This is a genomic window from Leptolyngbya sp. NK1-12 (assembly GCF_032598965.1).
In the GTDB taxonomy this organism is placed as follows: Bacteria; Cyanobacteriota; Cyanobacteriia; order Elainellales; family Elainellaceae; genus Elainella.
Genome location: NZ_CP053588.1, coordinates 38,033 through 61,905 on the forward strand (window position 1 = coordinate 38,033; position 23,873 = coordinate 61,905).

The window sequence follows — 23,873 nt, forward strand, 5'->3', positions numbered from 1 at the left end:
AGCTTTCCCTGCAAATTTATCAACTAGGATGATCAAGCACCTTCTCCCAAAATCTTACTTCTCTGCCCAGTTAAGAGCGATCGCCACCTCTGCTTTCACTGGCACCTTTCTTAAGTACCTCTGTCCAGCCTGCTCCATCACTTGTTGGAGAATCTGTGCAGCCTGTTCTACTGCATCTTCTGGAGCTTCCAGCAAAATTTCGTCATGCACTGTGCCAATTAATCTGGCTCCTATTCCTTTCAATGCTACCGGGAGTTTCGCTAAAGCAGCCTTAGTAATATCGGCGGCAGTGCCCTGAACTGGAGTGTTCAAAAGCTCTGTTAACTTCGGCTCATCTTGCCAGCGCCGGAGGCGATCGCCCATTGTCCGCATCTCCCTGGGCAACCTTCGCTTAATCGCCCCATGCCAGCGGGCAATCCCCTGATATACCTCAAAATATCGCTTGCGAAAGGTTTCTGCCTGCTTTAGGCTCATCTGTACCCCATAGTTGTTGTAGGCGTACTCTGCCAGCCCCTTTGCTCCCATCGCGTAAATCAACCCAAAGTTAACAGCTTTCGCTGCCTGTCGCTCCGATTTCTCAACTTGATCCAAAGATTTATCAGCAATCAGGGCAGCGGTTAGCCGATGCAAGTCTTCATCATTCTGGTATGCCTCAATCATGCGGCGATCGCCACTGAGTTCTGCTGCGACCCGCAGTTCAATCTGAGAGTAGTCTGCCACGACTAAACGATAGCCTGGAGCCGGAATAAAGCAACTGCGAAAGATTTTATCCCTGGGAATCTGTTGCAGGTTGGGGTTCCGACAGGACATGCGTCCAGTAGCAGCTCCCATTTGTTGATAGTCTGGATGAATTCGCCCGGTAATGGGGTGAACGTGCTTGGGTAGGCTACTGCCGAAGGCTTGGACTGATTTTGCTGCTTTGCGATAGTCCAGCAATGCTCTAACGGGCGGATACTCTTCTGCCAAAGGAATCAGAGAGAGCTTGCTAGTATTCTCCACTGGCACACCCATCTGCTGTAGTGCCTCTAATACCTGCTGCTGACTGTCCAGATTGAAAGAAGTTTGATTGCCCAAAATATCAAGTTGAGTGCTGAGCAAAGCTGGTTGAAATTGGTGTCGTAATGCATCTGCTAATTGATCTCTTCTTTGTTCAAGTTCTTGTCGTAGGGCATCCCATCGGGAGAGATCGAGCAGCATTCCATTGAGTTCCATTTGGGCGATCGCTCCCAAACAATCAAATTCCAGCTTGGCAGTTTCCACCAAACGAGCAGATGTTAGCTTAGGCTTCATCACCTCACGCAACCGCAGCAGAATCGCTGCATCTCGCGCTGCATACTCTAACTGTTCAGAAGAAAGACTGGGATTACTCCAATCACTTCGTTGCTGTTCTTTGGAGAGTTCTTCTCCCAAATAGACCTTGACCAATTCCGCCAAGTTGTATCCGTGCGATCGCACTCCTGCATCCAGCAATTGCGCCGCTATCATCGTGTCAAACAGTTTGCCAGCAATGGGAAGTCCTGCCTGTTGAAGAAACTTCAAGTCAAATTTGGCATTCTGCAAAACTTTGATTGGAGTACCTTGAAGCAGGTCACACAGAGGAGTTAGCGTTTCCTTGGCAACTTTAAACAGGTCAATGATAATAATCGGCTGGTTAGCCGCAGCAATTTGCACTAGACGAATTCGATCCTTCAATGGATCAAGCCCAGTAGTTTCTGTATCAACCGCAATGACTTGGCAAGCTTGGAAAGGCTTGAGTACTTCTGCAAGCCGTTGTCCATCTTCAACAAACTCAAAGTTTACAGGCGTATGAGATAAAACAGAATTTGGTTTTTCATCTATATTTAGACCGTTAAATTCTATTTCAAATACACCTTCTATATCAGCCGTATGAACTGGCTTTGGTAATGGTATTAAACAATCTGAATCAATTGACTTCAAACCAGAAAAAGCATTACTGCTACACCAGACACACCAAATATTCTGATGTTGCCGATAAACATTGACATACATCTCCTGAATAACCAGTACGGCATCAATCGGAATACCAGCAGGTATCCGCTGAGAGTCTGGACAGAGAACAACTTGTTGACCAATCTCAAAACTGTCGTGGTTTGGAGGAGATAAGGAGGTTGCAGGACTAGGAGAGATCAAAGGTTTGATTTCCTTGACTTCCTCTGCTTCTACCTTTCCTCCCGCTTCTTGATAGGGGGCACTGGAAGCATTCACGGAGTGGCTCTGGAAGAGCATCGCTTTCTGTTTGGCAATCCACGATGGTAGAGGCGGTGGAGTATACCAGGTTTCAATCCAAGCATCGCTTGCTGATGGTGTTTCTGATTCCGCAGTTACAGCTTTAATAGGCTCACTACTCTGTTGAACCCGATTCCTCAAAAACTGCCGTTTCCGAGATTTTGCCCAGTCCATCAAATCCTCATACAGTGGATCAGCAGCCGTAAGGAGATTGGAATTTGCTTCTACACCACTAACATTGGGGCTAGAGATCTTCACGGTCATTGTCCTCTCCTAAATCCAAATCAACTGGAATAAAGCGGTGGTAAGCCCGCTCATAGACAAACAACGGCTCTGCTGTGACACCACCCCGATTTTTGAGAATGCTGAGTCGCGCATAGGTCGCCTTTGCTTTTTCATTAAGCGGATACTGAGCGCGCACGTCTTGAATTTGCCGGAGTCTGAGATAGTCCCCGGCGTAGCGTTCTTCCAAGAGGTCAAGCTGATCTCTAGGTTGGTCATTGCCTCGCTGTGCCTTACCCGTCTGGAGCAGCATGATGCAGTCTGCGGCATGGGCAATCTTGAACGAGTCCCGTAACGCACCCATATCTAACGTTCCAGTCCGAAGTGCTTCCTGGTAGGCTGCCTTATTAATGTCACTAATCGCCACCACAGCAGCACCCGTATCTCGCGCCAGTTGCTTTAACCCCGTTGCCACACGCGAAACCCGCAACACTTCATTGGCACCAGAGTCGAGTTTTTCATCCCCACAACACATGAGTTGTAAATAATCGACAATCACCAACACGGGCGCTGTTTTATCGAGTTCTGCAATGCGGCGAATTTGAGCGATCGTCCCCTTCAAATGAGCAACTGTAACCTCTGGACCTGCTTCTAAAACCGTTAGATATTCTGCAATCTGCTGATCGTATGCCCGAATTGCTAGAGCCGTCTGCTGTTTCAACCATTCTGTATGGGCATAGTCGGCGTTCATCCAGTGCTTTGCTTCAATCAAGCCGGAGTTCAGCCCACCCATCCGCGACAAAGCATTCACCCAGAGTTGCTGCTTCCCCATCTCAAAAGAGACATACAGCACGGGGATTTTAGCTTTTGCTGCTTCATCCGCACACCAGGCGCACCAGGTCGTTTTTCCTGAGCCGGGAGGAGCACCCACAACATAAAGCCTGCCGGGATGTAGTCCACCATTGAGAGAACGATTCAGCCAAGGAGCTGGGGTGGCGATCGCCGTTTGCGGTTGCCCAAACAATTCCCGGATCAAGTCCTGGGTATAGGCCACCATTGGCATGACTTCTGAGGCATTCCGTTGCTGAAGATGTTGGGAATGGTGAATGAGTGTTTCCAGCGTTTCGGTAACAGGATGTAAGGGGCTATCCAACAATTCCGATGCAGTGGCAGCCTGCTCTTTTGCTAGTAGTCGCAATCCAGTATCTCGCACTCTCATGAGGAGTTCTGTAAACGTCTCCCAACCACAGGGAGCCAGATTCAAAAGCTCATCCAAATAAGCAGCAACTTGATTCAGAATCGGTGTCGGTAGGGGAGAACGCTCCATCACCAATTTTTCCAGCCGTGAGAGAACGAGACTGGGCGTTAACTCTCTCCCTTCTATCTCCAGGCTTACAAAGCATTCCCAGAGCCTTTGGTGGAGATAAAACGGTTTTGAAGCATCGCCTTTGGGCATAAATGTGGCAATAAAACCCTCAACGGGTAAATCCACACCCAAGGCTTCTTGCATCCCTGCTTCTGGGTGATGCAGGATGTAAGCCAGCAAATCTCGTTCAACTCGTCTAGCAACCTCGTTGTCACCCTCTGGCTTCTCCCATTGCCAAAAGGGGCAGGCATAGCCCGTGCAACCTCCACAGTGGACTAACTCACGGCTGTTGCGAATGTAGCTGCAACTCCACTGATAGTCGTGAGGATTTCGTTTAACCGAAGCATAGGTGCTGTGGAAATTTCTGAGCCTGGATTCAACCGTCGTTTTGCTGGTGGGATGGTGATCAGACGCTCGTGCCATTGCTTCTGCCAAGGGTTCTGCCTGGTTACGTTCCCATCCCCTGGTGATGACATAACGCGCCAGAGTTAAGTTGACTGAGTTGTAGTCTTGATCGGTTGGCGCACCCTGGTTCATCAGGTAGTGAATACAAGCGGGATGCTCATCAGGAGCCAGAATTGAAAAGTTTGTCGATTTTGTAGCAGTAGAATGCTGAACGGTTGAACTCCCAGCAAACCCCGATCGCTCCTGAAAGGCATTTCCCTTTTGATGCCCATTTTTACTGATCGCACTGCTGATGCTGACTTCAAGTGCAGCCAGTTGAGCCAGTTGAGCCACAGGAATCTGCTGAAAGGATGCCATTAGACCCGCCTGATCGTCGGGCACTACCGGAAATCCTTCAGACCAGTTCACAGGTTCACTTAAGAAACCGCTCCACTTACCACTGATTTGATGCTTGCCGCAGGGCAATTTAATCGGTCGTCCCGCTGCCTTACCATCGATCGCCGTTGTTGCTGTGGCGGGATAAATCTCCTTTGGCTTGTAATCAGCTAAATAACAGAGGTTCTGCAATGCCTTGACCCAGGTAGCACCAGGCAGCGGCATATCAGCAAACAACCAGAGATGAAACCCACGACGACCACTAAATTCCAGATAAGCAGAGAGTCCTTGACTAGTAGCGATTTGTTGCACTCGTTGAGACAGACTCAGCACCTCACGCAAAGTCTGTTCATCACTGCCATCTTTGGGAGCATCAAAATCAATGCAACCTGCTTTAGCCAGATTCGTCGCCGGTTGGAGGAGGCGCACCGAGATAATTAGGTTGCCCTGAAGATGTGCTTCTACCACAGCAGGGGTGAGGGACTGATCATACTGTGACTGTAGAACATCAGTGCTTTGCCAAACGCTATAAAGCTGCTGATGTTCATGGAGAATCAAGCGGTAAAGCTGCTGTAAAACAATGGTGGTTTCTGACATGCGGTTCAACTAATCAAAGTTCAACTAATCAAATCGGTAATGATGTCGCGAATGTGTTCATCCACTTGAGCGAGCCAAAGACGATCACTGGGATAAATTTGCAAAACATGGGTGGCGGGTGAGTTTTTGTCTTTTTGCGTTTAAAGCGTAACCCCCTGTTTCCACAAAACAGGGGGTTACAAGCTGATCGATCTGATTGATCTGATCAGACGTGTAACCATTCTGAAATAGCTTGCTCCACAACCATTCTGAAAATTTAAAGTCACAGTAAGAGGAAGGTAAAGTCACTTGTAGGGGATACGGAAGTCACGGCGATAGGAAATTAAAGTCCCATCCAGAGGAGCTTATTACCGCAGATTTGTAACCAAAATGATCTGGAATCTAGATCTGATGCTAGTTACAGAAGAGTTACAACGGCTTGGGACTTGAGCCTAGAGGGCAAGTCACGACTGGGGGAGGCTGATGTCACGGTTAGGGGATTGTAACTATCAGGCATTGCGGCTAAAAGCCTTTTATATCAATGGTTACAGCAAAGTTACGCTCAGGTTACAAAGACATCAGAAAAGCGAGTTTAGGCTTCTAGATTTAGTGGAATTGTTTTAGTGCACTACTGTATTTCGCGTAGTTCAATTGCATTATGGCTATATATAGCGGATCTTCTCTTTAAGTCTCGCTAGATGTGGTTGTAACTAAATTCTCCCTATACTTAGGGCGTGCTGAAAAAGTATTTCACGAGTTTTAAGAAGACAGACGGTTAAATCTTGGGATTCGCTAGAACTTAAGCAGCAGCCAGGGCGCATTGAGGATCGCGCCACTGCCGCTGCCATCGGTTGAACTGGAACACTTCCTGAGAGAGAACAACGGCAAAAAAGACAAAAAGAAACTGCCGGAGCAGTTGCTCCAGATTCATCACCAGGAATGTCATTGCAATGGTGGTCTCTGCGGTTGGAGCGAGCTTTGCCATGACGCGAGCTAAACTAAAACGACGCTTGCCCACCCCAAACTTGCCCTCCACCTGGTTGCGAATCGCAGCATCTGCCTGAGCTTGCTTTTGGATGTCTGCTTGTTCGCTCTGTTTCGGTCTGCCTAACGGTTTTCCACTCAGGCGAATGCCTCGTTCTCGGCAGTATTGCAGGTTCGCCCGAGTACGGTAGATTTGGTCGGCATGAACCGAGGCGGGATAATGACCAAAGCGTTGCTTGAATCGCTCAATCTGTTCTGGCAACTGAGTCGATTCATTGAAGTTGTTCCAGTCGAGATGCTCTAAAAACACATAGCCATCGACACAACTGATGACAATCTTGGCACCGAATTCCACAGGTGTGCCGGCTTTGCCTCGCACAATTGGTCGCACATGCGGTTGAGCAATACTGACAATGCGCTCATCAATGCGACGTTGACGCTCCTGATACATCCACTGTTGCTGGCGAAACAACTCGCTGATGACGAGTAATTTACGGTACAGTTGGTTGTCCAGTTGAGCAAGGGATGCTCCTGCAGCAATCAGTGCGTCAATGTGAGCCAGATTCCGCCTGAGATAGCGTAACTGTTGTCCGACTGCCTTTCGCCGCAGCTTGGGCTTCACCCGACGTTGCTTGGCAATAGGCAAATACTGTTGCCGGGCTTTGAGGCGGTAGGTGCGGGGCTTTTGGGTAACTTGTTCTCGCACTTGCGCGTACAGCAAGTCGAGGATTCGCTCGGTGTGCTCTCGTGCCTCGTTGAGCAAACTTAAGTCAGTGGGATAGCGAATATCCGCAGGAGTGCAACTGGCATCGACAATCAGCTGTCCTGCATTTGAAGCAGAGGGAGGTTCATCGTCACGGTTGTCCTCATCGATGGAGTCTGAGGATTCTGCTGTTCCCTCCGGCTTGGACGCATCGTTCTCACGATGCTGCTGCACAATGGCTTCGTTAAGCTGCCCAATCAACTCAAGCTTCACTCGCTTGCGAAAATGCACCAACATCGAAGCATCAAACGGGGCTTTGTCGCTGTACTGCGATAATCCCAAGAAGTAGGGTAGGACGCTGGCGAGGTGGCTTTTGACTCCTTTTCCATCGTCCCCCCTCCGAACCGGACGTGCGGCTTTCACCGCATCACGGCTCTCCAGTCTCTCGTTCCGCCTGATCTCGTAGCGGTCTACCCGCATGAAGATCGTCGTGACATTTCCGACAGAGCACCAGCGTTTTTCGCTGCCGCGATACCATCAGATGCATCCAAAAGGGTTTGGGTGCGCGTCCCACAGTATTTACATCTGCGAGTTTGCGAATGTGATGGACTTCGATATTTTGCGTCGAGCCACACACTTCACAGGTCTCTGCTAGTAATCGTTGCAGAATTTCGACTCGCTCTGGTGAGTATCGGGTCAGAACGCGGTCTTGAATCATTGCCATCGAATTGACCTTTAAAGGAATTCCCCCAAAACGAGCAATTAGGGGAGGCTTGTCTACTCGTGGAACCGTGACTTCCAAACACGTTCTAGGTCCTTCAGCAGTTTCGACTTTAGCACGGTATTTGTGTGCCATTTTCGCAACCGATGATTTGTGTTTATGGGCCAAGGTCTTCAGTAGGGAAGTTCGCATTACCCAATGAAGTTGCTTGAGCCACATCACATTATCTGCCAATTGGTAGTATTGGACATAACCCCGATACTCTGTTTGATACTGGCTGATAATGCTGTAGTCCGTGTTGTAAGTTCGTTCCATTCGGTGAGTGGGCTTGCCTCGTTTCATGTAGAACCGACAACGGTCTTTCACGAAGGATACAGGCATTCTCAATGCAATCCCGCCGTTCACTGACCGACGACGATTTGTGATTTTGGAATTACATTGTGTCACTGAAATGTCGTATCCGAGGAAGTGAGCTTTTTCGGTGTGAGCATGAGTGATCAGGGTCTTGGTTTCAGACAGTTCTAACTTGAGTTCCTCTTGTAAAAACGTTCTGAGTCGTTCCCTGATCTCTTCTGCTTCTTGCTTAGGACCTGCAAAACCGAGCAAGAAATCATCCGCATATCTCAAGTAGCGTAACCGCCGATAGTTGGGATCATGGGGATCATTTGCTGGAATGCTTCGTCGAAGCTGTTCCAGCTCTTGAGCAGCTTTGGTTTGTCCTTGGCGTCTCAACCGATAGGCACGGTGCGTGAGGTCATCATACACCGGACTCCGTGCTCGTTGTCGCCCTTTTGTGTACGCTGGAATCAGCGTTTGTTCGACGAACTGATCCAGTTTGTTGAGGTACAGATTGGAAAGGATAGGACTCAAAATCGACCCTTGCGGTGTCCCGCTCAGGGTTGGTGTGTGCCGCCTATTTTCCATATATCCAGTCTGCAACAGATTGCGGATCAGTCTTAGGAAACGGTTGTCTTGGATATCTTCTTGCAGAATGTGCAGCAAAATTTCTGAATTGATGCTGTCAAAGCAAGTTTGGATATCGCCTTCAACGAACCATTTCGTTCCATGCCACACTCGCTTAACGGTCGTTAGAGCAGTATGGCATCCTCTTGCAGGGCGAAAGCCGTGGGAGGAGTCGGAGAATTGAGGTTCATAGTAGGCTTCCAGGAGGGAGCGAATGACTTCCTGGAGCAGCTTGTCAGACCAGGATGGAATGCCGAGCGGACGAGTTTTGCCATTCTTTTTCGGAATTTGTACTCGTCGTACCGGAGTCCAACGATAACGCTCATATCGAAGTGATTCGATGATTGCGTCAATTTTATCCATTGACATTCCATCAACCGTTTCCTCTGTTGTTCCCTTTGTCATTGCGCCTTTGTTTCGATAAATTCGTCCATAGGCGCATAGATACAAATGGGGGTTGTACAGTTGTCGATAAAGGTCTCTCAACGGTGAACGATGGCGACCTCGCTCACGGATGATGTCTAGTACAGTTTTGGCTTCACGCATCTCGCGCACCTCTCTGTGTAGTTCATCGAGTTACCTGCCTCCCTTTGCCTTGTAAACGGCTTTCCCGTTCGCTGACTACTACGGAGGCTCCGTTGCCAGAGTGAGATACTCACTCTCGGTTGAGGAGATGGATCCCTCAACCTGTTAGGACTCGCGTCCCTTAGGCAATCCCATGCTTTCTTTGAATGACACGTCCGAGTAAAGGGTAGGTGCTTCGTTCGTTCCCTTGGCTCAGGTCATCCCTGATCACTCTGGTGCGTGGGAGTTCCAGATGTCCAGTACTTCTACATCTGGACGAACCAGCGTCGGTATCAAATGCCGTTCCGACGAGACTACCTTTGGTCTAGTTGGGACTGAAGTTCAAGCAGTTTAGCTTTCACCTTGCTTCACAAGCGTCGCGGTGCAGTGGTTTAGGCATTTTGTCTCCGCTCACCGCTTTACCAATATGCTGCTTTCCCCTTTGCCTTTCGGCTCCAGGTAGATTGGTTCGCTTAGACACCTCCTCCCAAGTGTTCTCTTGGCTGAGCCAAGAATGCTATTCAAAGTGTCATGGCGCACGAACTGCAAATACGGATTCTCCCGGATCTGTTCGACTGTCTCGGCATCAGACGTGCCCAGCCGCTCTTTGATGATTAGTGCCCCAAGTGCCATGCGAAAGGATTTCGCAGGTGCCCCCATCCCCTCGCTCAACTGCTCGGCATATTGCGCTTCAAACTCCTCCCACGGGATCAACTGTGCCAACTTCACCCAGCGATTCTCACCCGATAACTTGCCCCCAAACGGCAAGTAGAAGTTTTCAAACGACAATTGACCAGGGGGAGAACGGCGGTACATCGGCAAGCTCGTGCAAGGTTTTTGAGAGGTTTTACACTTTTTCTTTGCACTTTAGCAGACTTGATCTCGCTTGAAAACTAGGCACTGTAAACCTTTGCTGCTTTTTTCAGCAAACCCTACTTAGTCCGAGTGGTACTCAAGTCACGACCAGGGGGTATTGATGTCATTAAAAGGGGAAGTTTAACCTGATAAATATAGCTAAAACCTTTTCATATCAATGGTTACAGAGAGTTACACGGAAAGGCGATCGCCTTTCCTACTGAATCAAGTCACCGCATGGGGATGCTAATGTCACGACTATGGGACTTTAATGGAGGTTGAGCTTGTCTAAAACCTTTATTTGACAATGGTTACAGTAGGGTTACAGATCTTGTAACCAAGTTCAATTGCATTACTGGATGCCAAGAACCTGACGTAGCAAGCTTTGATCCTCATCGACTGCGCGACGGCGATCGCTCTCGACCAGCTTTACCCAACTGACACTCTTGCCGATCGTGGTAGCAAGCTGGGCTTGAGTCCATCCCTTTGCTTGACGGGCAGCTTTCACTGTCTTTCCATCCAGCTCAGCCGCAGGCAGTAGCGCTTTAGCTGTAGTGCCCTTGACTTTGCTGTTAGACTTGTTCCGCGTAGTATTGGCACCAGCGGAGGCTCGGCTGGTCTTTTCTGTTCGTCTGGTTTCAAGCTCATCCAAACACTCTTGAATCTGCACGGGTAGCCGGAAGGTGAGTTTTGCCGGGAACCAATGCTTGGAAATGTAGCTATCCGGTAGCCACTTTGCCCCCAAGAGTTGCTGGTTTCGCTCTTTTGTGGGCAGGTCTGCTATTTCATCGGGTAGGCTCCAGACGGGTCTTAGCCACAGGGGATAGGTTTCATCATCAAAGTCGATGTCAATCTTGAGGTTATCTTTGAGGGTGAGTAGAGCATTGTCTACCGATTCCTTTAATTTCCACCCGTAGCGGCGATCGGACAGCGCTTTCTCAATGTCACTGCTAGGTAAAACACTTTCCAGTAGGCTTTCAACGGTATAAACCCCATTCGGACGAGAACGGCTATTCTGGATTAGATACAGCGCCATGCTGGTCGCCATTTTGCGCCGGTGGGGATCGATATCAAAGACTTCTTTAGGAATCAGTCCATACTGATACAGGGCTTTCCGCTGTTGTGCGCCCTCCCGGTTTAGGAAGCTATGGGTCCATAGTCCTGGTTGCACCCGGATCACCACCTCATGCAATTCTTCGGATTCCCCATCGACATTGGGTTGGGTGTATTCCTGGACGCTGACGATCCAGAGCAAGCTTCGCTCTCGAACGCAGAGATCCATGTCGCCTTCAAACCAGTGGATGACTGCACCTAACGTCCCGACAACCCATGCCAGGTCAGCAACTGCCTTAAGCTTCTGTGACTTGGTGAACTTATTGCTGTTGTGAACCTTGAGCGTTTTGATCAGGTCTGTACCGAGCAGATGAAACGGCTCTTTCCAAGGTTCAGACTGCAATGAAGCATAGGTAGCAAAGACCGCATGGAGACGAGCTGCCATTACCCCGTATTGCTCCAGGATTTCGCGCTCTGCTTGCGTAGAAATCGACTCTGCCTGGTGCTTTTGCTTGTTCAGGACGTAGAACTCGATGTAGCGCCCTTTGCCAAAGTGTTTTTGGAAGTAAAGGCGCTCCTGCCCATACTCGCTCCAATCTGGAGGCTTTAAAAAAGCCTGCGTCGCACTGATGACAGGTGCTCCACTGGCAATCATCTCCATTGACTTGGTGGTAAATAGAGGTGGTTCTGTTCGAGGCAGGTTGCGCGGCTTGCGGATTTTAGTCCGGGTGGACTGAGAGGGCAGAACTTCTACCTCAGTTAATTCTAACTGGGTGGAGTCTTCGATGAGGGGGGTGCTGTCCTCGCGATCGCTGGGTTTGGGTTGCATCATGGCTCAAGCGTTGAAAAGAATTATACGAAATCAAAACGCCATACCTAGATTCTTAGGAGGTAAGAACCTCTGCCCTTTTCAAGGATCGAGTAATTTGCTAACCTGTCATTAATGGGCAGGTCACAACCTATCCAATTAGGAAGGGCATATCGTTGATATGGTCGTTCTGGTTTTAACTGAAGCATCGAAGGCACCAGGACTTCACCCGCCAAGACGATTTCCTGGTGTTTTCAAGCTTTAAAGGGCATTGGACTTTACATTCTCCATAGGTTTGTAATTACTCGATTCCTTGTACGGAAAGCATTCCCCGAGCAATGCGCTCGATGAATTCGGAACGAGACAGAGAGAATGCAGCGGCTAACTCATCCAGCTTTTCAACTCCGGTGGGAGTGAGTGCAATCATGGTCGGCTTCTTGAGTTCTCCATAGAGCTGATCTCGCCCTTTCCGTTTCGGTTTTTGAGTCTCCATAGCTGCGGTTACTAATCTTATATAAGAAATTACCACGGACTGCCAAGAATAATAGACCAGAACTGTCCATCTGGATATAGTTGTTCCCTAAGTGCGTAACCACATGGCTAGTGGTTTCGTAGGGGTAGGAGGTAGAGCGATGGTACAGCTCTCAGACTGTTACAGCTTAGTTTATAAACATTTGTACTAAAACAGGACTCAATTGAATTGGGTTGCTGATTTCGGGAAGACCAAAACAACCAGCTACCGCTGTGCCGAGCTGATTTGTGGATGAAATTAGCGGAGTCGTAATGATGCAAACCCTTCCTGCTTCCTCCCCGGCTGTCTCTTTCCCCTTTCAATTGACTGAGCAGCAGCGTAAAGCACTGGACGCAATGTGGACATTTCTGCAACCGACGGTCGCGGCTGCCCTGTTTCTGCTAGTGGGATATGCGGGGACGGGAAAATCGACGATTGTGTTCCAATTAGTCAAAGTTTTGGTCAGTCAGGGGAAACGAGTCGTTCTGACCGCGCCCACCAATAAGGCTGTGGGCGTGTTGCAACGCATGGCGCTAGAAAATGGGGTGACTGGTGTAGACTTCTTCACAATTCATCAATTGCTGGGACTAGGCATGGTTTCCAGAGGTAACGAAAAAGTGCTGGCACCGACGGGAACGTCATACATTGGACTGTTTGATGTTGTGTTTATTGACGAGTGCTCCATGATTGGAGAACAACTCTGGCACTGGATTGAGGAAGCGTCCAAAAGAACATCAACGTGGCACCCGCTCAAAATGATTCTGATGGGCGATCCGGCTCAGCTTAACCCGGTGAATGAAGGGCGATCGCCAGCCTTCACCATACCCAATAGAGCCGTGTTGACTCAAGTGGTGCGCCAGAGCACAGATAGTCCGCTGTTGGAATTTATCACGGCTTGCCGTTATGCAGTGACGAAGAGCAAAGCGCCCTTTGAGCCATTTGCAAAATATCTGCCGGACAAGAGTAACGGCTCGTTGCTGGTCAAGCGGCGATCGCTCCTAAAGTATGCCTTCAAGAAAACCTCCAGGGAATTCATTCAAAATCCCGATTGCTTCAGGATTCTCTGCTGGACCAATGCTCAAGTGGATTACTACAACCAGCAGATTCGCAATCATCTGTATGGCAAGACTACTTCCCGGTTTCTTCCCGGCGAACGGCTGATCACACGCGATCCAGTTTTGGCTCCCGATGGTAAAACGATCATCCTCTCAACCTCAACTGAATTCACGATTCAAGAATTTTCAGAAGATCGTTACAGCAATTACCAAGCCTGGAGGTTAAAGGTTACAACCGATGATGGTGTTGTACGTCAAATCTACGCTTTGCACGAGGATGAGCAGAGCCGCTTTGATGTAGAAGCGCGTCGGCTGATGGCGATCGCTAAGCGAAATCCATTTCTGTGGCGCGACTATTATCGGCACCTGGAGCAGTTCGCCAATGTGCGAAATTGCTTTGCAATCACAGTCCACAACAGCCAGGGCAGTACATTTCTAGAATGTGGTATTGATGGTCAGGATTTAAGCAAACGGCTCAATCCAGAACGAGGTGATAGTGCAAAAGCTCTGTTGGCTAAAGTGAGGGAGCACAATCGCTTATGGTATGTGGGAGCCAGCCGTGCGCGTCGGCGGATTCTGGTTGTGCCATAGGACTTTTACTTAGGGAATACTTTGGACAGAATCACCTCAAAATATTCCCTAAGTAAACCCAACTGCCAGAAGCCGCGTATCGAATTCACCCATGATGAGTTGCTTCCACCAACTTTGGTGACTTAGGGAATACTTAACGGCGTTTCGGCTCCATACTATACCCTAAGCAATTTAGTCAATCTGCCAAGAAGCTGGAGCCATAGAGCCTTTGGCATTTTTCCTCTGCTAACGCAGGCATCCTTCGACGACCATTCAATCAGAGGCACTGATCATGACTCAAGCATTACAACGATCGAGGGGCAAGACTGCAAAGCAAAAAAGGCAGACTGAGCAACTGACTTCTGAAGCTGCGATCGCCCAGCGTATTCCTGGGAAACTCACTTCTTTAGAGCAACCTACCGACCCATCAGAGGCGAGTGAAGCGGAAGCAACAGTCGATGAGCCTAAAAATTCTGCTGAGCCTGAAGTATCGGCAGAGCCTGTGCCCAGGAAGTCATCGAGAAAACGGGCAGCTAAATCTCAGCCAAAGGACACACCTGCAACCGAAAAGGGGATGCAGGTGATTTGTTCGCAGAGTCAGTTTCATGATGCGCTGGCGATCGCAAGTTGTGCTGCCCCGGCAAAACCTAACCATCCAGTGCTGGCAAATGTGTTGGTCGTGGCAGATGCTAACGCTCAACAGGTTCATCTGACCGTAACTGATTTGGCGATGACGATTCAGGCAAGCTTTGAAGCTCAGGTGCTTTTGGGCAGTGAGATTACGGTCCCTGTTGAGATGCTTTCAGGAATGGTCAAACAGTTTCCAACAGGCAACATTACGCTCAACAGTCAGGCGCAGGTTACGAAACCAATGTCAGAAGAGGAGCAACCGACTAAGACTTGCTCCATTACGCTGTCGGATGCCGATGGGAAGTATGAGATTCGAGGGATTCCGGCTGAGGAATTCCCGCCCATTGCAACACTCAAAGCGGCTCCAGTTTCCCTACCAACCAATGTGTTGAGAGAAGGACTGAAAGGGGTGCTGTACGCGATTAGCACGGATGAAACCAAGCGCATTTTGACAGGTGTTTATATTCAGATTGGGCAAAATGCACTGAAATTTATTGCAACAGATGGACATCGAGTAGCGATCGCAGAATTGTCAACGGAGGGGATTGGCAGAAAGCGGCGCAAGCGATCGGGAACTGATGAACTTACCCAATTTCCCATTCCTGGTAAAGCTTTGAAGGAACTGATTCGTAATCTCGCTGATTCAGTTGACGCGATTCAACTGCTTTACGATGCTCAAGCAACCCGTGCAAGTTTTGCATGGCAGGATATTATTTTGAGCTGCCAGTGTATTGAAGGACAATATCCAGACTGTGAGCAGTTGTTGTCACGATACAGCTTTGATCGGGAAGTGGTGCTGGAGAAATCAGGATTGCTCAAAGCGTTGGAGCGGTTGTCAGTGCTGACTGACAAAAAGGAGAGAGGGATTCAGTTTCGATTTGATGGAACGACACAACAAATTCACCTTTCGATCGAGCGAGAGTTTGGCAGAGGCGATGAAACAATCAGTGCCCATATTCCTGTAGATATGACATTGGATATCCAATTCAATCTTAAATACCTGGGAGAAGCGGTTAAAGCGGTTCCCAGTTCTGGAATCAAGATGCATTTGAAGCAACCGGACTATCCGGCAATGCTGGTTCCGGCTGGGGATTTTAATAATCCGGAATTAGAGATGGAAATGTGCCACTTTCTCTTTCCCCTTTTTAAGCAACCGGAATAAGTTTGCATATGCTATTAGGTGACAATACAACTGGCGAGTGAGCGACAGCCAATTGGCGAGTTACTCAACTTGAGCAGAAGAACGATCGCGATTCATTGCATGAGTTGTTGAGTCAAACGACAGAGAAGAAAAGACACTCTGAGGAAGATCCATCGGTCAATGGAGATTCACAGAGTGTCTGGAAGAATCAAAACATATCAAATACAAGTGTATATGGCAGCACGCGAGAAAGGCTTAACCCAGGTAGAAGCCCCGGAGTTGGCTGGATTTTCAGCCCGTAGTGGACAGCGCATTGATGCAGGCGTACATCAACCGAATCGAGGTCGCCTGCGGGATTGGCGCAGTGTGGCAGATCCATTAGCCGAGGTTTGGGAAAGCGAGCTAGAGCCAATGCTCAAACGAGAACCGCAACTCAAACCAACGACCCTGTTTGAGTACTTACAGGCGCAATACCCCGGCAAGTATGTGAAAGTGCTTCGGACATTACAACGACGGGTGCGCGCCTGGAAAGCATTGCATGGGCAAGCCAAGCCCGTAATGTTTGAGCTACGCCATGAACCAGGGATGATGGGGTTATCGGACTTCACCGAACTCAAAGGCATCGCGATTACCATTGCTGGAAAGCCGTTTGAGCATCTGCTGTATCATTACCGGTTGGCGTACAGTGGCTGGCAGTACGCCCAAATCATCCAGGGGGGTGAAAGCTTCATTGCCCTCTCAGAAGGATTGCAGAATGCCCTGTTTGCTTGTGGAGGAGTCCCCAAGCAACACCGTACCGATAGCTTAAGTGCCGCCTATCGCAACATGGGGGGTGTGCGAAACAAGCCATTAACTCGATTGTATGATGACTTATGCCATCACTATCGCATGCAACCAACGCGCAATAACACTGGAATTGCTCATGAAAATGGAGCGATTGAGACATCACATGGACATTTGAAGAACCGCATCAAGCAAGCGCTCTTGTTACGAGGGAGCCATGACTTTGAGAGTATTGCTCAGTATCAAGAGTTAATCAATCAGGCAACCACTAAGTTGAATGACCTGCATACAGACAAGATTGCACAAGAGAAACAGGTAATCATGTAGAAGTAATGGTCAATCTTGCAAACTGGCGTTGTAGTGGTGTATGAAGTACCAAATGGCTCCAATGTGGTTGGCTAACTTCTTGGAAAACGAGAGCGTCTTGCGGACTAAGCGCCCGACTCGCTGGCGCAAGGTGTTGTTGAATCGCTCAATGTAATTGGTTTTGCCGCTGTCTTTACCCACCGCCCGATGTCGTTTGCTTGGTAGCACCTGAGCATAAGCGTCCCAGAAATCCGTGTAGCACACTGCACACTGGCGATACACAGGTGGCAGCGATTGCCACAGTCGCTTGGCTGAGCGGCACGAACGGTCACCAACATACACCCCGACAATCGCTCGACTTTCGGCATCCATTGCTAACCAAATCCACTGCTTACACCGCTTGTTACCCACAAATGACCACATCTCGTCTAACTGCATTGTCAGCCTTCCAGGTTTTTTTGGGGGACTTCGACTTGCTTGGGTGTCAGGTAGTACTTCTGGTTGACGTACGACTGTAGCCAGCGTTCAGACACACCTGTCACTCGCACAATTGCCGCGAGTGACAGGCGTTCCAGCAACAGCTTGTCAATCAGATCGCGCGTCGATTGCTCAATCGGTGGGTTGGCTGGATCTTCCACGAACTGCCGTCCACACTCACGACACTTGAAGCGCTGCTTGCCTGTGTGGATGCGACCATTTTTCACAGTTTGAACAGAGGCACAAGTCGGGCAAGCAGGCATAGGAAACGAGTGAATGAAGTGCTACTGCTAAGCTAACATCATTACTTCTACAGCACTACCGAGAAACAATATCTCCAACCCCTACCGAGTTATCGAACCCCTGATTATGAGGTACTGAATGCAACCGTCAGTTGTCGCAGCACCATTGATGTGCGTTGTGTGTTGTATACCGTTCCAGCCCGGCTGATTGGACGACAGCTTGAACTACATTTACATCATGACCGGATTGTGGGCTATCTCAATCGCCAACTGGTGGTAGAACTGCCACGCATCCGAGTCACCGACAAAACCAAACGCCGCACCCGCAGCATCAATTATCGTCATGTGGCAGAAGGACTGCGTCGCAAGCCCAGAGCCTTTTTGTACTGTAGTTGGCAACAGGAACTACTGCCCAACCAGACCTGGCGTGACATCTGGCAACAGTTGAAGGCGCAATTTGAACTCGATAGTGCTGCCGTCCTAATCGTGGAAGCTTTGTACATTGCTGCCACTCAAGATAAAGAAACAGCAGTAGCAGCCTATCTCCAAGCTCAATTGAGTGCTCAAACCTTGACCTTAGCCAGACTACGCCAGCAGTTTCAATTATTGAGCGAGCTGAAGGTACCCACTCTCACTATCACCCAACATCCCCTATCGAACTATGACCAACTCCTGCCCAGCACCACCCACGAACAGTCCGTATCAAAGCCTCAGTCTCTACCTCAAACGACTGCACCTATCTCACATGCTCAACCACTGGGAAGCCCTCGAACAACAAGCGATGCAGGAGGGTTGGTCTTACGCTCAGTTCTTGCTGGCTCTGTGCGAATTGGAGGCACAACGGCGTTGGAGCGTCCGCATTCAACGCGCCCTCACCGAAGCCCAACTGCCCAGCGGAAAAACGGTTTCCAACTTTGACTTTTCCCATTGCCCCAACTTCAATGCTGCCCCACTCATGCAACTTGCTGATGATCCTGCCTGGCTCGAACGTGCCGAAAACCTTTTGCTCTTTGGTGCTTCGGGTGTTGGCAAGTCTCATCTGGCGGCGGCTGTCTCGCGGCGCATGATTGAGTTTGGCAAGCGAGTCAAATTCTATCCCGCACTCGCACTGGTACAACTCTTACAGCAAGCCAAACTGCAACTCCAACTCCAAGCAATGCTCAAGAAGCTCGACCGCTTTGACCTGCTCGTTCTCGATGATTTGGGCTATGTCAAAAAGTCTGAAGCCGAAACTTCGGTGTTGTTTGAGTTAATTGCTCATCGCTATGAGCGCAAGAGTTTGCTCATTACTGCCAATCAACCCTTCAGCCAGTGGGATACGATCTTCACCGATTCGATGATGACTGTTGCCGCAGTGGACCGCTTGGTGCATCATGCCTTGATTGTTGAGATTGAAACTCAGAGTTATCGCAAACAATCGGCGGTCTCTCGTTCCGCTACCTCGATTGTCAGCGATAAAAAGGTCGTTCAACCCAAGCGATCTTAGCTGTCGTTTCGATCTTAATTGTCGTTTCGATCTTCGTTGTCGTGCGATTGCCTTTAGCATTCAGCACGACTTTTTCGTGTTATTTCTTAGCACTCAATCACTCACGTTCTCACCAGCCACAAGGATGCTTTTAATGCGTCGTCTACTCGTCCTGGTCACTGTCGCGATACGAATATGTGCTTGACACTTAATAATATGCAAAGGCAGCATCGTCACACAGCTCTTGCTGTCTTTGCCTTCAAAGCTAAACAGCCTTGATTTGCAAGTGCAGCCGTTCGATCAGATGAAAACTCTAACCGTAGAGCAACTTCATGACCAGTTGATGAATGCCATTACACTATTGAATCACTGCGATGCGAAGCAGTGCTCCCTCCGGGGTAATCGCTTCCTGCTTAGACAACACAGTTGGCATATACTGGGGTCTTTTAGCGTGAACCACATCAATGCCCGTCACGTTCACATTGATCCCTTCACGGTAGAGGGATAGCAGGGTCTGGGGGCTTGATTTTTCATTGAAGCTACAATCCTTGCACAGCGGGATGCGTGAGAAACGCTTTAATTCAGTTTTGCTTATCCTCTGGGGATGCCGCTTGTTGTGAAATAGGATATAGCGGTGAATTCGCTTGGGAATCTGAAAATACGCCTTTGAAAACTCTGGATAGGAATCAGAACCTAAGATTGTATCAAGCACCTGTTAAGTAGAGTAGGAGAAGATTAGAAACCTCTTGTTCAAACTGACTGTTACTCACAAAACTTGGATGTTCAATTACGGCTGAATGACATAACGATTCAACTGTGCGACTCAAGATGAAGACGGTCATGTCAAGATTTTGAGGGGAAATCCGATCGCGCCACCGTGTCAGGTATGCCTGTAGCAATTCTGCAATGCGTTCATCCGCTGTCTGCATCTGTTGTGGGCGTTCCGATCTTGGGATCTCTTCACTTAACACTTGATGGAGACACGGATCGATCGCGTGAGCCGCAATGACTGCTCTGATCAGTTCAGGGATGGCAACCTCTGGAGGTACATCGAATAAATTCTGCAATTTTGCTTCTACTAATGCAGCGATTTCATTGGAATGTTGATCCATCAAGGCAGCCATCAACGATTCCTTGTTTGGAAAGTACTGGTATAACGAGCCGATGCTAATTCCTGCTCGTTCTGCAATTCGATTGGTGTTGGCTTTGTCGTAACCTTCCTCCGTCAAAATGTGAGTTGTTGCCTCCAGAATCGCTTCAACGGTCAGCCGAGAGCGGTCTTGCTGCGGGAGTTTACGGGGAATTATGGAGCGTTTGCGTGGCATCGAAATCCCTCCGTCAAATGCGAGTTGCTAGATACGAGTAATGACTCATATTATGCAAGCAATGACTTATATTTAGGGAAGCTTTATGGATTCATCTCGATATCCCAGATGTCCGTGCCTCGTTCCCTGGACACTCCTCACCCTGTGCCTCGTCTCATGCACGGCGCGGATGCCGACAGTCGAGGAAGTCAATGGTATAGTCCTGAATCTACGTCAGTACAGTATGTGGGCATGGGCACCTGGCATTGCGGCTCTATGGGCTGACCTGGCATTACCGGTTCCGCAGACGGCAGTAATCGCTGCACTCGGCATCATCTACGGTGTGATTGGCGGCGGTCTAATCAGTAGCTTCGGACTGGTCAGCGGTGGACTTCTCGGTTACGCCATAGCCCGCAGGTATGGTCGTCGGCTAGTGGTGCGGTTAGTCGGCGATCGCTCCATCAAGCAGGTAGAGAGCCTCTTCGAGCACGGGGGAATGTGGGCGATCGTTCTCACGCGCAGCCTGCCGTACAGTATTCCAGAAGCCGTCGTTCTCGTGTCGGGCTTGGGAGGAATGCGCGTCCGTGAAGTCTTTGCCGCTCTAATGCTGGGCAGCGTGCCCACCGCGTTCGTCTTTTCGGCGATCGGTGCAGGATGGAGCGAACAGCCCGCGATCGCGATCGCACTCAGCTATTTCCTGCCAATCCCCCTCGTTCCAATCGCACTCTACCTGATGCACCGCGCATCGGCCGCAAACGCCGCTAGGCTCCAAGGGCGAAAGGCTTTCAAACGGGAGTTGACTGAGGTGATGGACATGAAGCAAACATTGGTCATGGCGATCCGGTCACAGTTTATGCAACCCCGTGGGTTTGCAGGCTGGCTCGCTGGGTGGGAGATGGCACTGCGATCGTCGAACCGCAAGCGTAATGTGTGGGCAGTCGGACTGCTTGGGGTGGAGTCAACCGATCGCGTCCTTGAGATCGGCTTCGGACCGGGAATCGCGATCTGGGAGCTGAGCCATCGGGCGACGCACGGACTTGTATGTGGCATCGATCACTCGAAAGTCATGGTTCAGCAGGCAACCAAGCGCAACATAGATGCCGTACATGCGGGTCTCGTGGATCTGCGTTGTAGTTCAGTCGAGCACCTTCCGGCGTTTGAGGAGCCGTTTGACAAGGTCTTGGCCGTGAACAACATGGGCATGTGGCACGAGCCGGACGAGCGGCTGAAAGAGATCCATAGCCTGATGCGACCTGGAGGACAGATCGCTATTGTCTCCCAGCCGCGATGCCCCGGTGCCACGGCGGAAACAACAGTGGCTGCGGGCTGGGAGATTGCGGCACGTCTTACAGAGGCAGGCTTCACGCGCATCCGGTCGGACACGCTTGCACTCAAGCCTCCGGTCGTCTGCGTAATCGGCGAGGTCCCATGAAGACTGCTGTGGTGGATAAGGTCGCCTAGGGGATAGATACGCCCTGGGCACTGAGGTTTCTCTCAGGATGAAACCTCCACAACAGGTTGGTATCTAAGGAAATCACTTGATCAGGTGCCAGAATGCCTCCGACTGTGAGGACTTCCAATTCTCCTGTTTCTTGAGGATGCTGAGTCTTGACTTTAGCGATCGCTTCTTCAATTCCAGTTTCCTGAACGATGTAAATCTGTGTTTCACCTCGCAGTACCCATATTGGCTTAGACCAGGTATGTCGAGGTTGAAGTACTGCTTTATGAATAATCTGATGGCTCAACTGAATCAGTTGTTCTAAGGTATCTTCAGAGCAAAGATCAGCAATCTGTGATTGAAATAATTCTCTGAGTTCTTCTGTTGGAATATGTTCTGTGACATTTGTTGAATCTAACAACGATGTAGAACTCGAAGAACTATCTAGGGTTTGCACAATCAAAGATTCAAGCCGACGTTGAATCTGGGTTGCAATGGAATCAAAGTCTGGTTCCATCAGAATGTGCCCTAAGTGCTCTCGCAACAGGGTCTTCAATTGCTCATCGTCAAGAGCAATCCTGCGAGTACTGAGATACCCTGAAAGCCCCTTTCCCAAATCCCGTCCGCAACCCACTTCACCATTGGCAGCGTCCTCTGCTTCAACCAATTCCATCAGGCGCTGATGACGAGCTGCTTCGTCAGATGTAGCTTTTGGCTGGGCAGGAATCGATTGTGTCATGGGTCGTCTATCCTCAAAGTCTCGAAGTAAACGAGGTTATCGGGTTCTTCAGGATCAGGACCGCAATTGAGCAGCCCAATTCTCAGCTTTCTATAGAATCCTAGCGCACCTGGGAGAGCATGTAACCCGATTCTGCCTTGATAACCCAGTTCGTGGCTGCGGGCGATCGCAAAATCTACTAGATTGCCCCCAACGCCTTTGTAAGTTGGAGGGTTCGTCATGAGAGGTCGATTCCAAGGAGCGGTTGCTAAAGCACTAATGTACACCAACCGTCGTCGCAACTGAGATTCAATCTGACAGCGTTTCTTCAAGACATCGAGCATCATCAGCCCCTGAGTGACACCCTCGCACTCGATCGCGTACAGCTCATCGCCTGGGAGCAACTTCGATCGACGGCTCTTGCCGACCCAGTTCCAATACTCATCGTCTTGACCGCTTCCTGCCAAGATCGGCTCCCAAAGTGTCTTGGCATCCTCAAGGTGCTTATCAGTCACCTCCGTCAGAATAGCATCGACGATCTGTTGATCGTGAACTTGCAGTAGCTGAATGATGCAGTCCAACGGAATAAGAAGATTCAACAACGGCTCTCATTATAAGGCTTTGGAGCTGGGGATTTGCTCATCAAAAATCCAAACGCCTAATTTTTTACTAGCTTGCCTAAAATTAAGAACAATTGTACTATTAAACCAACTTAGCTACTTCTATCAAATGCAACGCCCATCTCCCCACCTAAGGCTCCTTGAATACTTGGAAGCTTATATTCAGCTTCACGGTTATTCTCCTGTCATTGATGAAATGATGGAAGCAATGGAGAAGCCGCGCGGTGCCATCCAAAACAGTCTCAGATATTTGGAACGAGAGGGCTACATTGAACGGCGATATGGAAAAGCCCGTGCTATCCGAATCCTTAAATCAAACCGAGGTGGCATTCCGATTTGGGGAACGATCGCCGCAGGCTATCTTAGCGAGGTATTCACCGATAGTCAGGATGTGCTACCAATTTCCAGCCCGAAACTAAAATCTGGGGATTTTGCACTCCAAGTGGCTGGAGACAGTATGATTGGCGATCACATTCCGGATGGCTCATTTGTGATTATGCGTCCTGTCTCTGACCTTGCTGCATTAAAGGATGGAGAGATTGTGGCAGCGTGGGTAGAAGGTAGGGGTACGACATTGAAGCACTTTTATCGTGAAGGCAAGCACATTTCGCTGATTGCATCTAATTCTAACTACCCTCCCATTACGGTTGATGCAGAAGAATGCCGAGTAGAGGTGCAAGGTGTCTTGTTGTGGGTTTTGCGAGAGTGGAGTGATCTTTAAGTTACCTCCACTAAAGCAAGCTGCCCCTGACTAGGGGCGATCGTCATGAT

The 23,873-nt window shown here is 49.4% G+C and carries 15 protein-coding genes and 4 pseudogenes; 7 read left to right on the forward strand and 12 right to left on the reverse strand.

From position 1 onward, the window contains the following. Positions 1-54 precede the first annotated feature (54 nt). From HJG54_RS34650 to HJG54_RS34680, 7 genes and pseudogenes are all read right to left on the reverse strand, one after another. Entirely contained in the window at positions 55-2,511 is a 2,457-nt protein-coding gene (locus HJG54_RS34650) for a bifunctional 3'-5' exonuclease/DNA polymerase (RefSeq protein ID WP_316437227.1), read from the reverse strand. Then, positions 2,492-5,212 (reverse strand): DnaB-like helicase C-terminal domain-containing protein, encoded by a 2,721-nt coding sequence (locus HJG54_RS34655; protein WP_316437228.1) that lies wholly within the window; start codon positions 5,210-5,212, stop codon positions 2,492-2,494. The genes HJG54_RS34650 and HJG54_RS34655 overlap by 20 nt, the downstream gene beginning before the upstream one ends. An 853-nt stretch (positions 5,213-6,065) precedes the next feature. Beyond that, positions 6,066-7,232, reverse strand: a pseudogene (locus tag HJG54_RS34660) (IS5 family transposase); the annotation flags it as partial. Between the two features lie 73 nt (positions 7,233-7,305). Further along, on the reverse strand, positions 7,306-9,108 hold the full coding sequence (locus HJG54_RS34665) for a reverse transcriptase domain-containing protein (protein WP_316437229.1): 1,803 nt from the start codon (positions 9,106-9,108) through the stop codon (positions 7,306-7,308). Positions 9,109-9,666: 558 nt separating this feature from the next. Further along, positions 9,667-9,942 (reverse strand): annotated as a pseudogene (locus HJG54_RS34670) (transposase); the annotation flags it as partial. A 391-nt stretch (positions 9,943-10,333) separates the two neighbouring features. Next, a complete protein-coding gene (locus HJG54_RS34675) occupies positions 10,334-11,866 on the reverse strand; it encodes a helix-turn-helix transcriptional regulator (RefSeq protein WP_316437230.1) in 1,533 nt (510 codons plus the stop codon). A 277-nt stretch (positions 11,867-12,143) separates the two neighbouring features. Beyond that, the gene (locus HJG54_RS34680; RefSeq protein WP_190574472.1) at positions 12,144-12,335 is read right to left on the reverse strand and encodes a ribbon-helix-helix protein, CopG family; all 192 of its coding nucleotides are present in this window, start codon (positions 12,333-12,335) and stop codon (positions 12,144-12,146) included. Positions 12,336-12,625: 290 nt separating this feature from the next. Here HJG54_RS34680 and HJG54_RS34685 point away from each other — a divergent pair, with 290 nt between their 5' ends. From HJG54_RS34685 to istA, 3 genes and pseudogenes are all read left to right on the forward strand, one after another. Continuing rightward, on the forward strand, positions 12,626-13,999 hold the full coding sequence (locus HJG54_RS34685; protein WP_316437231.1) for an ATP-dependent DNA helicase: 1,374 nt from the start codon (positions 12,626-12,628) through the stop codon (positions 13,997-13,999). Between the two features lie 271 nt (positions 14,000-14,270). Continuing rightward, a complete protein-coding gene (gene dnaN / locus HJG54_RS34690; RefSeq protein ID WP_316437232.1) occupies positions 14,271-15,770 on the forward strand; it encodes a DNA polymerase III subunit beta in 1,500 nt (499 codons plus the stop codon). Between the two features lie 159 nt (positions 15,771-15,929). Further along, a pseudogene (gene istA, locus HJG54_RS34695) lies at positions 15,930-16,844 on the forward strand (IS21 family transposase); the annotation flags it as partial. A 24-nt stretch (positions 16,845-16,868) separates the two neighbouring features. Here the strand turns inward: istA and HJG54_RS34700 are convergent. After that, positions 16,869-17,578 (reverse strand): IS1 family transposase gene (locus tag HJG54_RS34700; RefSeq protein WP_420717450.1). Its coding sequence is split into 2 segments (ribosomal slippage): positions 16,869-17,290 and positions 17,290-17,578, totalling 711 coding nucleotides; the frame shifts between segments, so codons are not numbered across the junction. 114 nt (positions 17,579-17,692) lie between these two features. On the opposite strand from HJG54_RS34700, the pseudogene HJG54_RS35710 reads away from it, so the two are divergent. Beyond that, positions 17,693-17,794: pseudogene (locus HJG54_RS35710) on the forward strand (hypothetical protein); the annotation flags it as partial. 424 nt (positions 17,795-18,218) lie between these two features. Then, the gene (istB, locus tag HJG54_RS34710) at positions 18,219-19,043 is read left to right on the forward strand and encodes an IS21-like element helper ATPase IstB (protein WP_316437234.1); all 825 of its coding nucleotides are present in this window, start codon (positions 18,219-18,221) and stop codon (positions 19,041-19,043) included. A gap of 337 nt (positions 19,044-19,380) precedes the next feature. Here the strand turns inward: istB and HJG54_RS34715 are convergent, their stop codons facing one another. Then, on the reverse strand, positions 19,381-19,734 hold the full coding sequence (locus HJG54_RS34715; RefSeq protein ID WP_316437235.1) for a hypothetical protein: 354 nt from the start codon (positions 19,732-19,734) through the stop codon (positions 19,381-19,383). Then, positions 19,727-20,347 (reverse strand): TetR/AcrR family transcriptional regulator, encoded by a 621-nt coding sequence (locus HJG54_RS34720; protein ID WP_316437236.1) that lies wholly within the window; start codon positions 20,345-20,347, stop codon positions 19,727-19,729. Before HJG54_RS34720 ends, HJG54_RS34715 begins: the two co-directional genes overlap by 8 nt. A 169-nt stretch (positions 20,348-20,516) precedes the next feature. Between HJG54_RS34720 and HJG54_RS34725 the strand changes: the two genes are divergently transcribed. Then, positions 20,517-21,758: a VTT domain-containing protein gene (locus HJG54_RS34725; protein ID WP_316437237.1), complete on the forward strand. Its 1,242-nt coding sequence runs from the start codon at positions 20,517-20,519 to the stop codon at positions 21,756-21,758. Between the two features lie 25 nt (positions 21,759-21,783). Here the strand turns inward: HJG54_RS34725 and HJG54_RS34730 are convergent, their stop codons facing one another. After that, entirely contained in the window at positions 21,784-22,503 is a 720-nt protein-coding gene (locus HJG54_RS34730) for a hypothetical protein (RefSeq protein ID WP_316437238.1), read from the reverse strand. Then, positions 22,500-23,081, reverse strand: coding sequence for a GNAT family N-acetyltransferase (locus HJG54_RS34735; RefSeq protein WP_316437240.1), 582 nt, complete (start codon positions 23,079-23,081; stop codon positions 22,500-22,502). Before HJG54_RS34735 ends, HJG54_RS34730 begins: the two co-directional genes overlap by 4 nt. On the opposite strand from HJG54_RS34735, the gene lexA reads away from it, so the two are divergent. After that, positions 23,050-23,823: a transcriptional repressor LexA gene (lexA, locus tag HJG54_RS34740; RefSeq protein ID WP_316437242.1), complete on the forward strand. Its 774-nt coding sequence runs from the start codon at positions 23,050-23,052 to the stop codon at positions 23,821-23,823. The two genes, HJG54_RS34735 and lexA, sit on opposite strands and share 32 nt — an antisense overlap. Positions 23,824-23,873: the final 50 nt, after the last annotated feature.

Bases quoted from the DNA above. Each gene is read 5' to 3' on its own strand.
- istB (WP_316437234.1), top strand. From the start codon at position 18,219: ATGACCAACTCCTGCCCAGCACCACCCACGAACAGTCCGTATCAAAGC.
- HJG54_RS34680 (WP_190574472.1), bottom strand. From the start codon at position 12,335: ATGGAGACTCAAAAACCGAAACGGAAAGGGCGAGATCAGCTCTATGGA.
- HJG54_RS34725 (WP_316437237.1), top strand. From the start codon at position 20,517: ATGCCGACAGTCGAGGAAGTCAATGGTATAGTCCTGAATCTACGTCAG.
- HJG54_RS34650 (WP_316437227.1), bottom strand. From the start codon at position 2,511: ATGACCGTGAAGATCTCTAGCCCCAATGTTAGTGGTGTAGAAGCAAAT.
- HJG54_RS34730 (WP_316437238.1), bottom strand. From the start codon at position 22,503: ATGACACAATCGATTCCTGCCCAGCCAAAAGCTACATCTGACGAAGCA.
- HJG54_RS34685 (WP_316437231.1), top strand. From the start codon at position 12,626: ATGATGCAAACCCTTCCTGCTTCCTCCCCGGCTGTCTCTTTCCCCTTT.
- dnaN (WP_316437232.1), top strand. From the start codon at position 14,271: ATGACTCAAGCATTACAACGATCGAGGGGCAAGACTGCAAAGCAAAAA.
- HJG54_RS34665 (WP_316437229.1), bottom strand. From the start codon at position 9,108: ATGCGTGAAGCCAAAACTGTACTAGACATCATCCGTGAGCGAGGTCGC.
- HJG54_RS34720 (WP_316437236.1), bottom strand. From the start codon at position 20,347: ATGCCACGCAAACGCTCCATAATTCCCCGTAAACTCCCGCAGCAAGAC.
- lexA (WP_316437242.1), top strand. From the start codon at position 23,050: ATGATGCAGTCCAACGGAATAAGAAGATTCAACAACGGCTCTCATTAT.
- HJG54_RS34655 (WP_316437228.1), bottom strand. From the start codon at position 5,212: ATGTCAGAAACCACCATTGTTTTACAGCAGCTTTACCGCTTGATTCTC.
- HJG54_RS34675 (WP_316437230.1), bottom strand. From the start codon at position 11,866: ATGATGCAACCCAAACCCAGCGATCGCGAGGACAGCACCCCCCTCATC.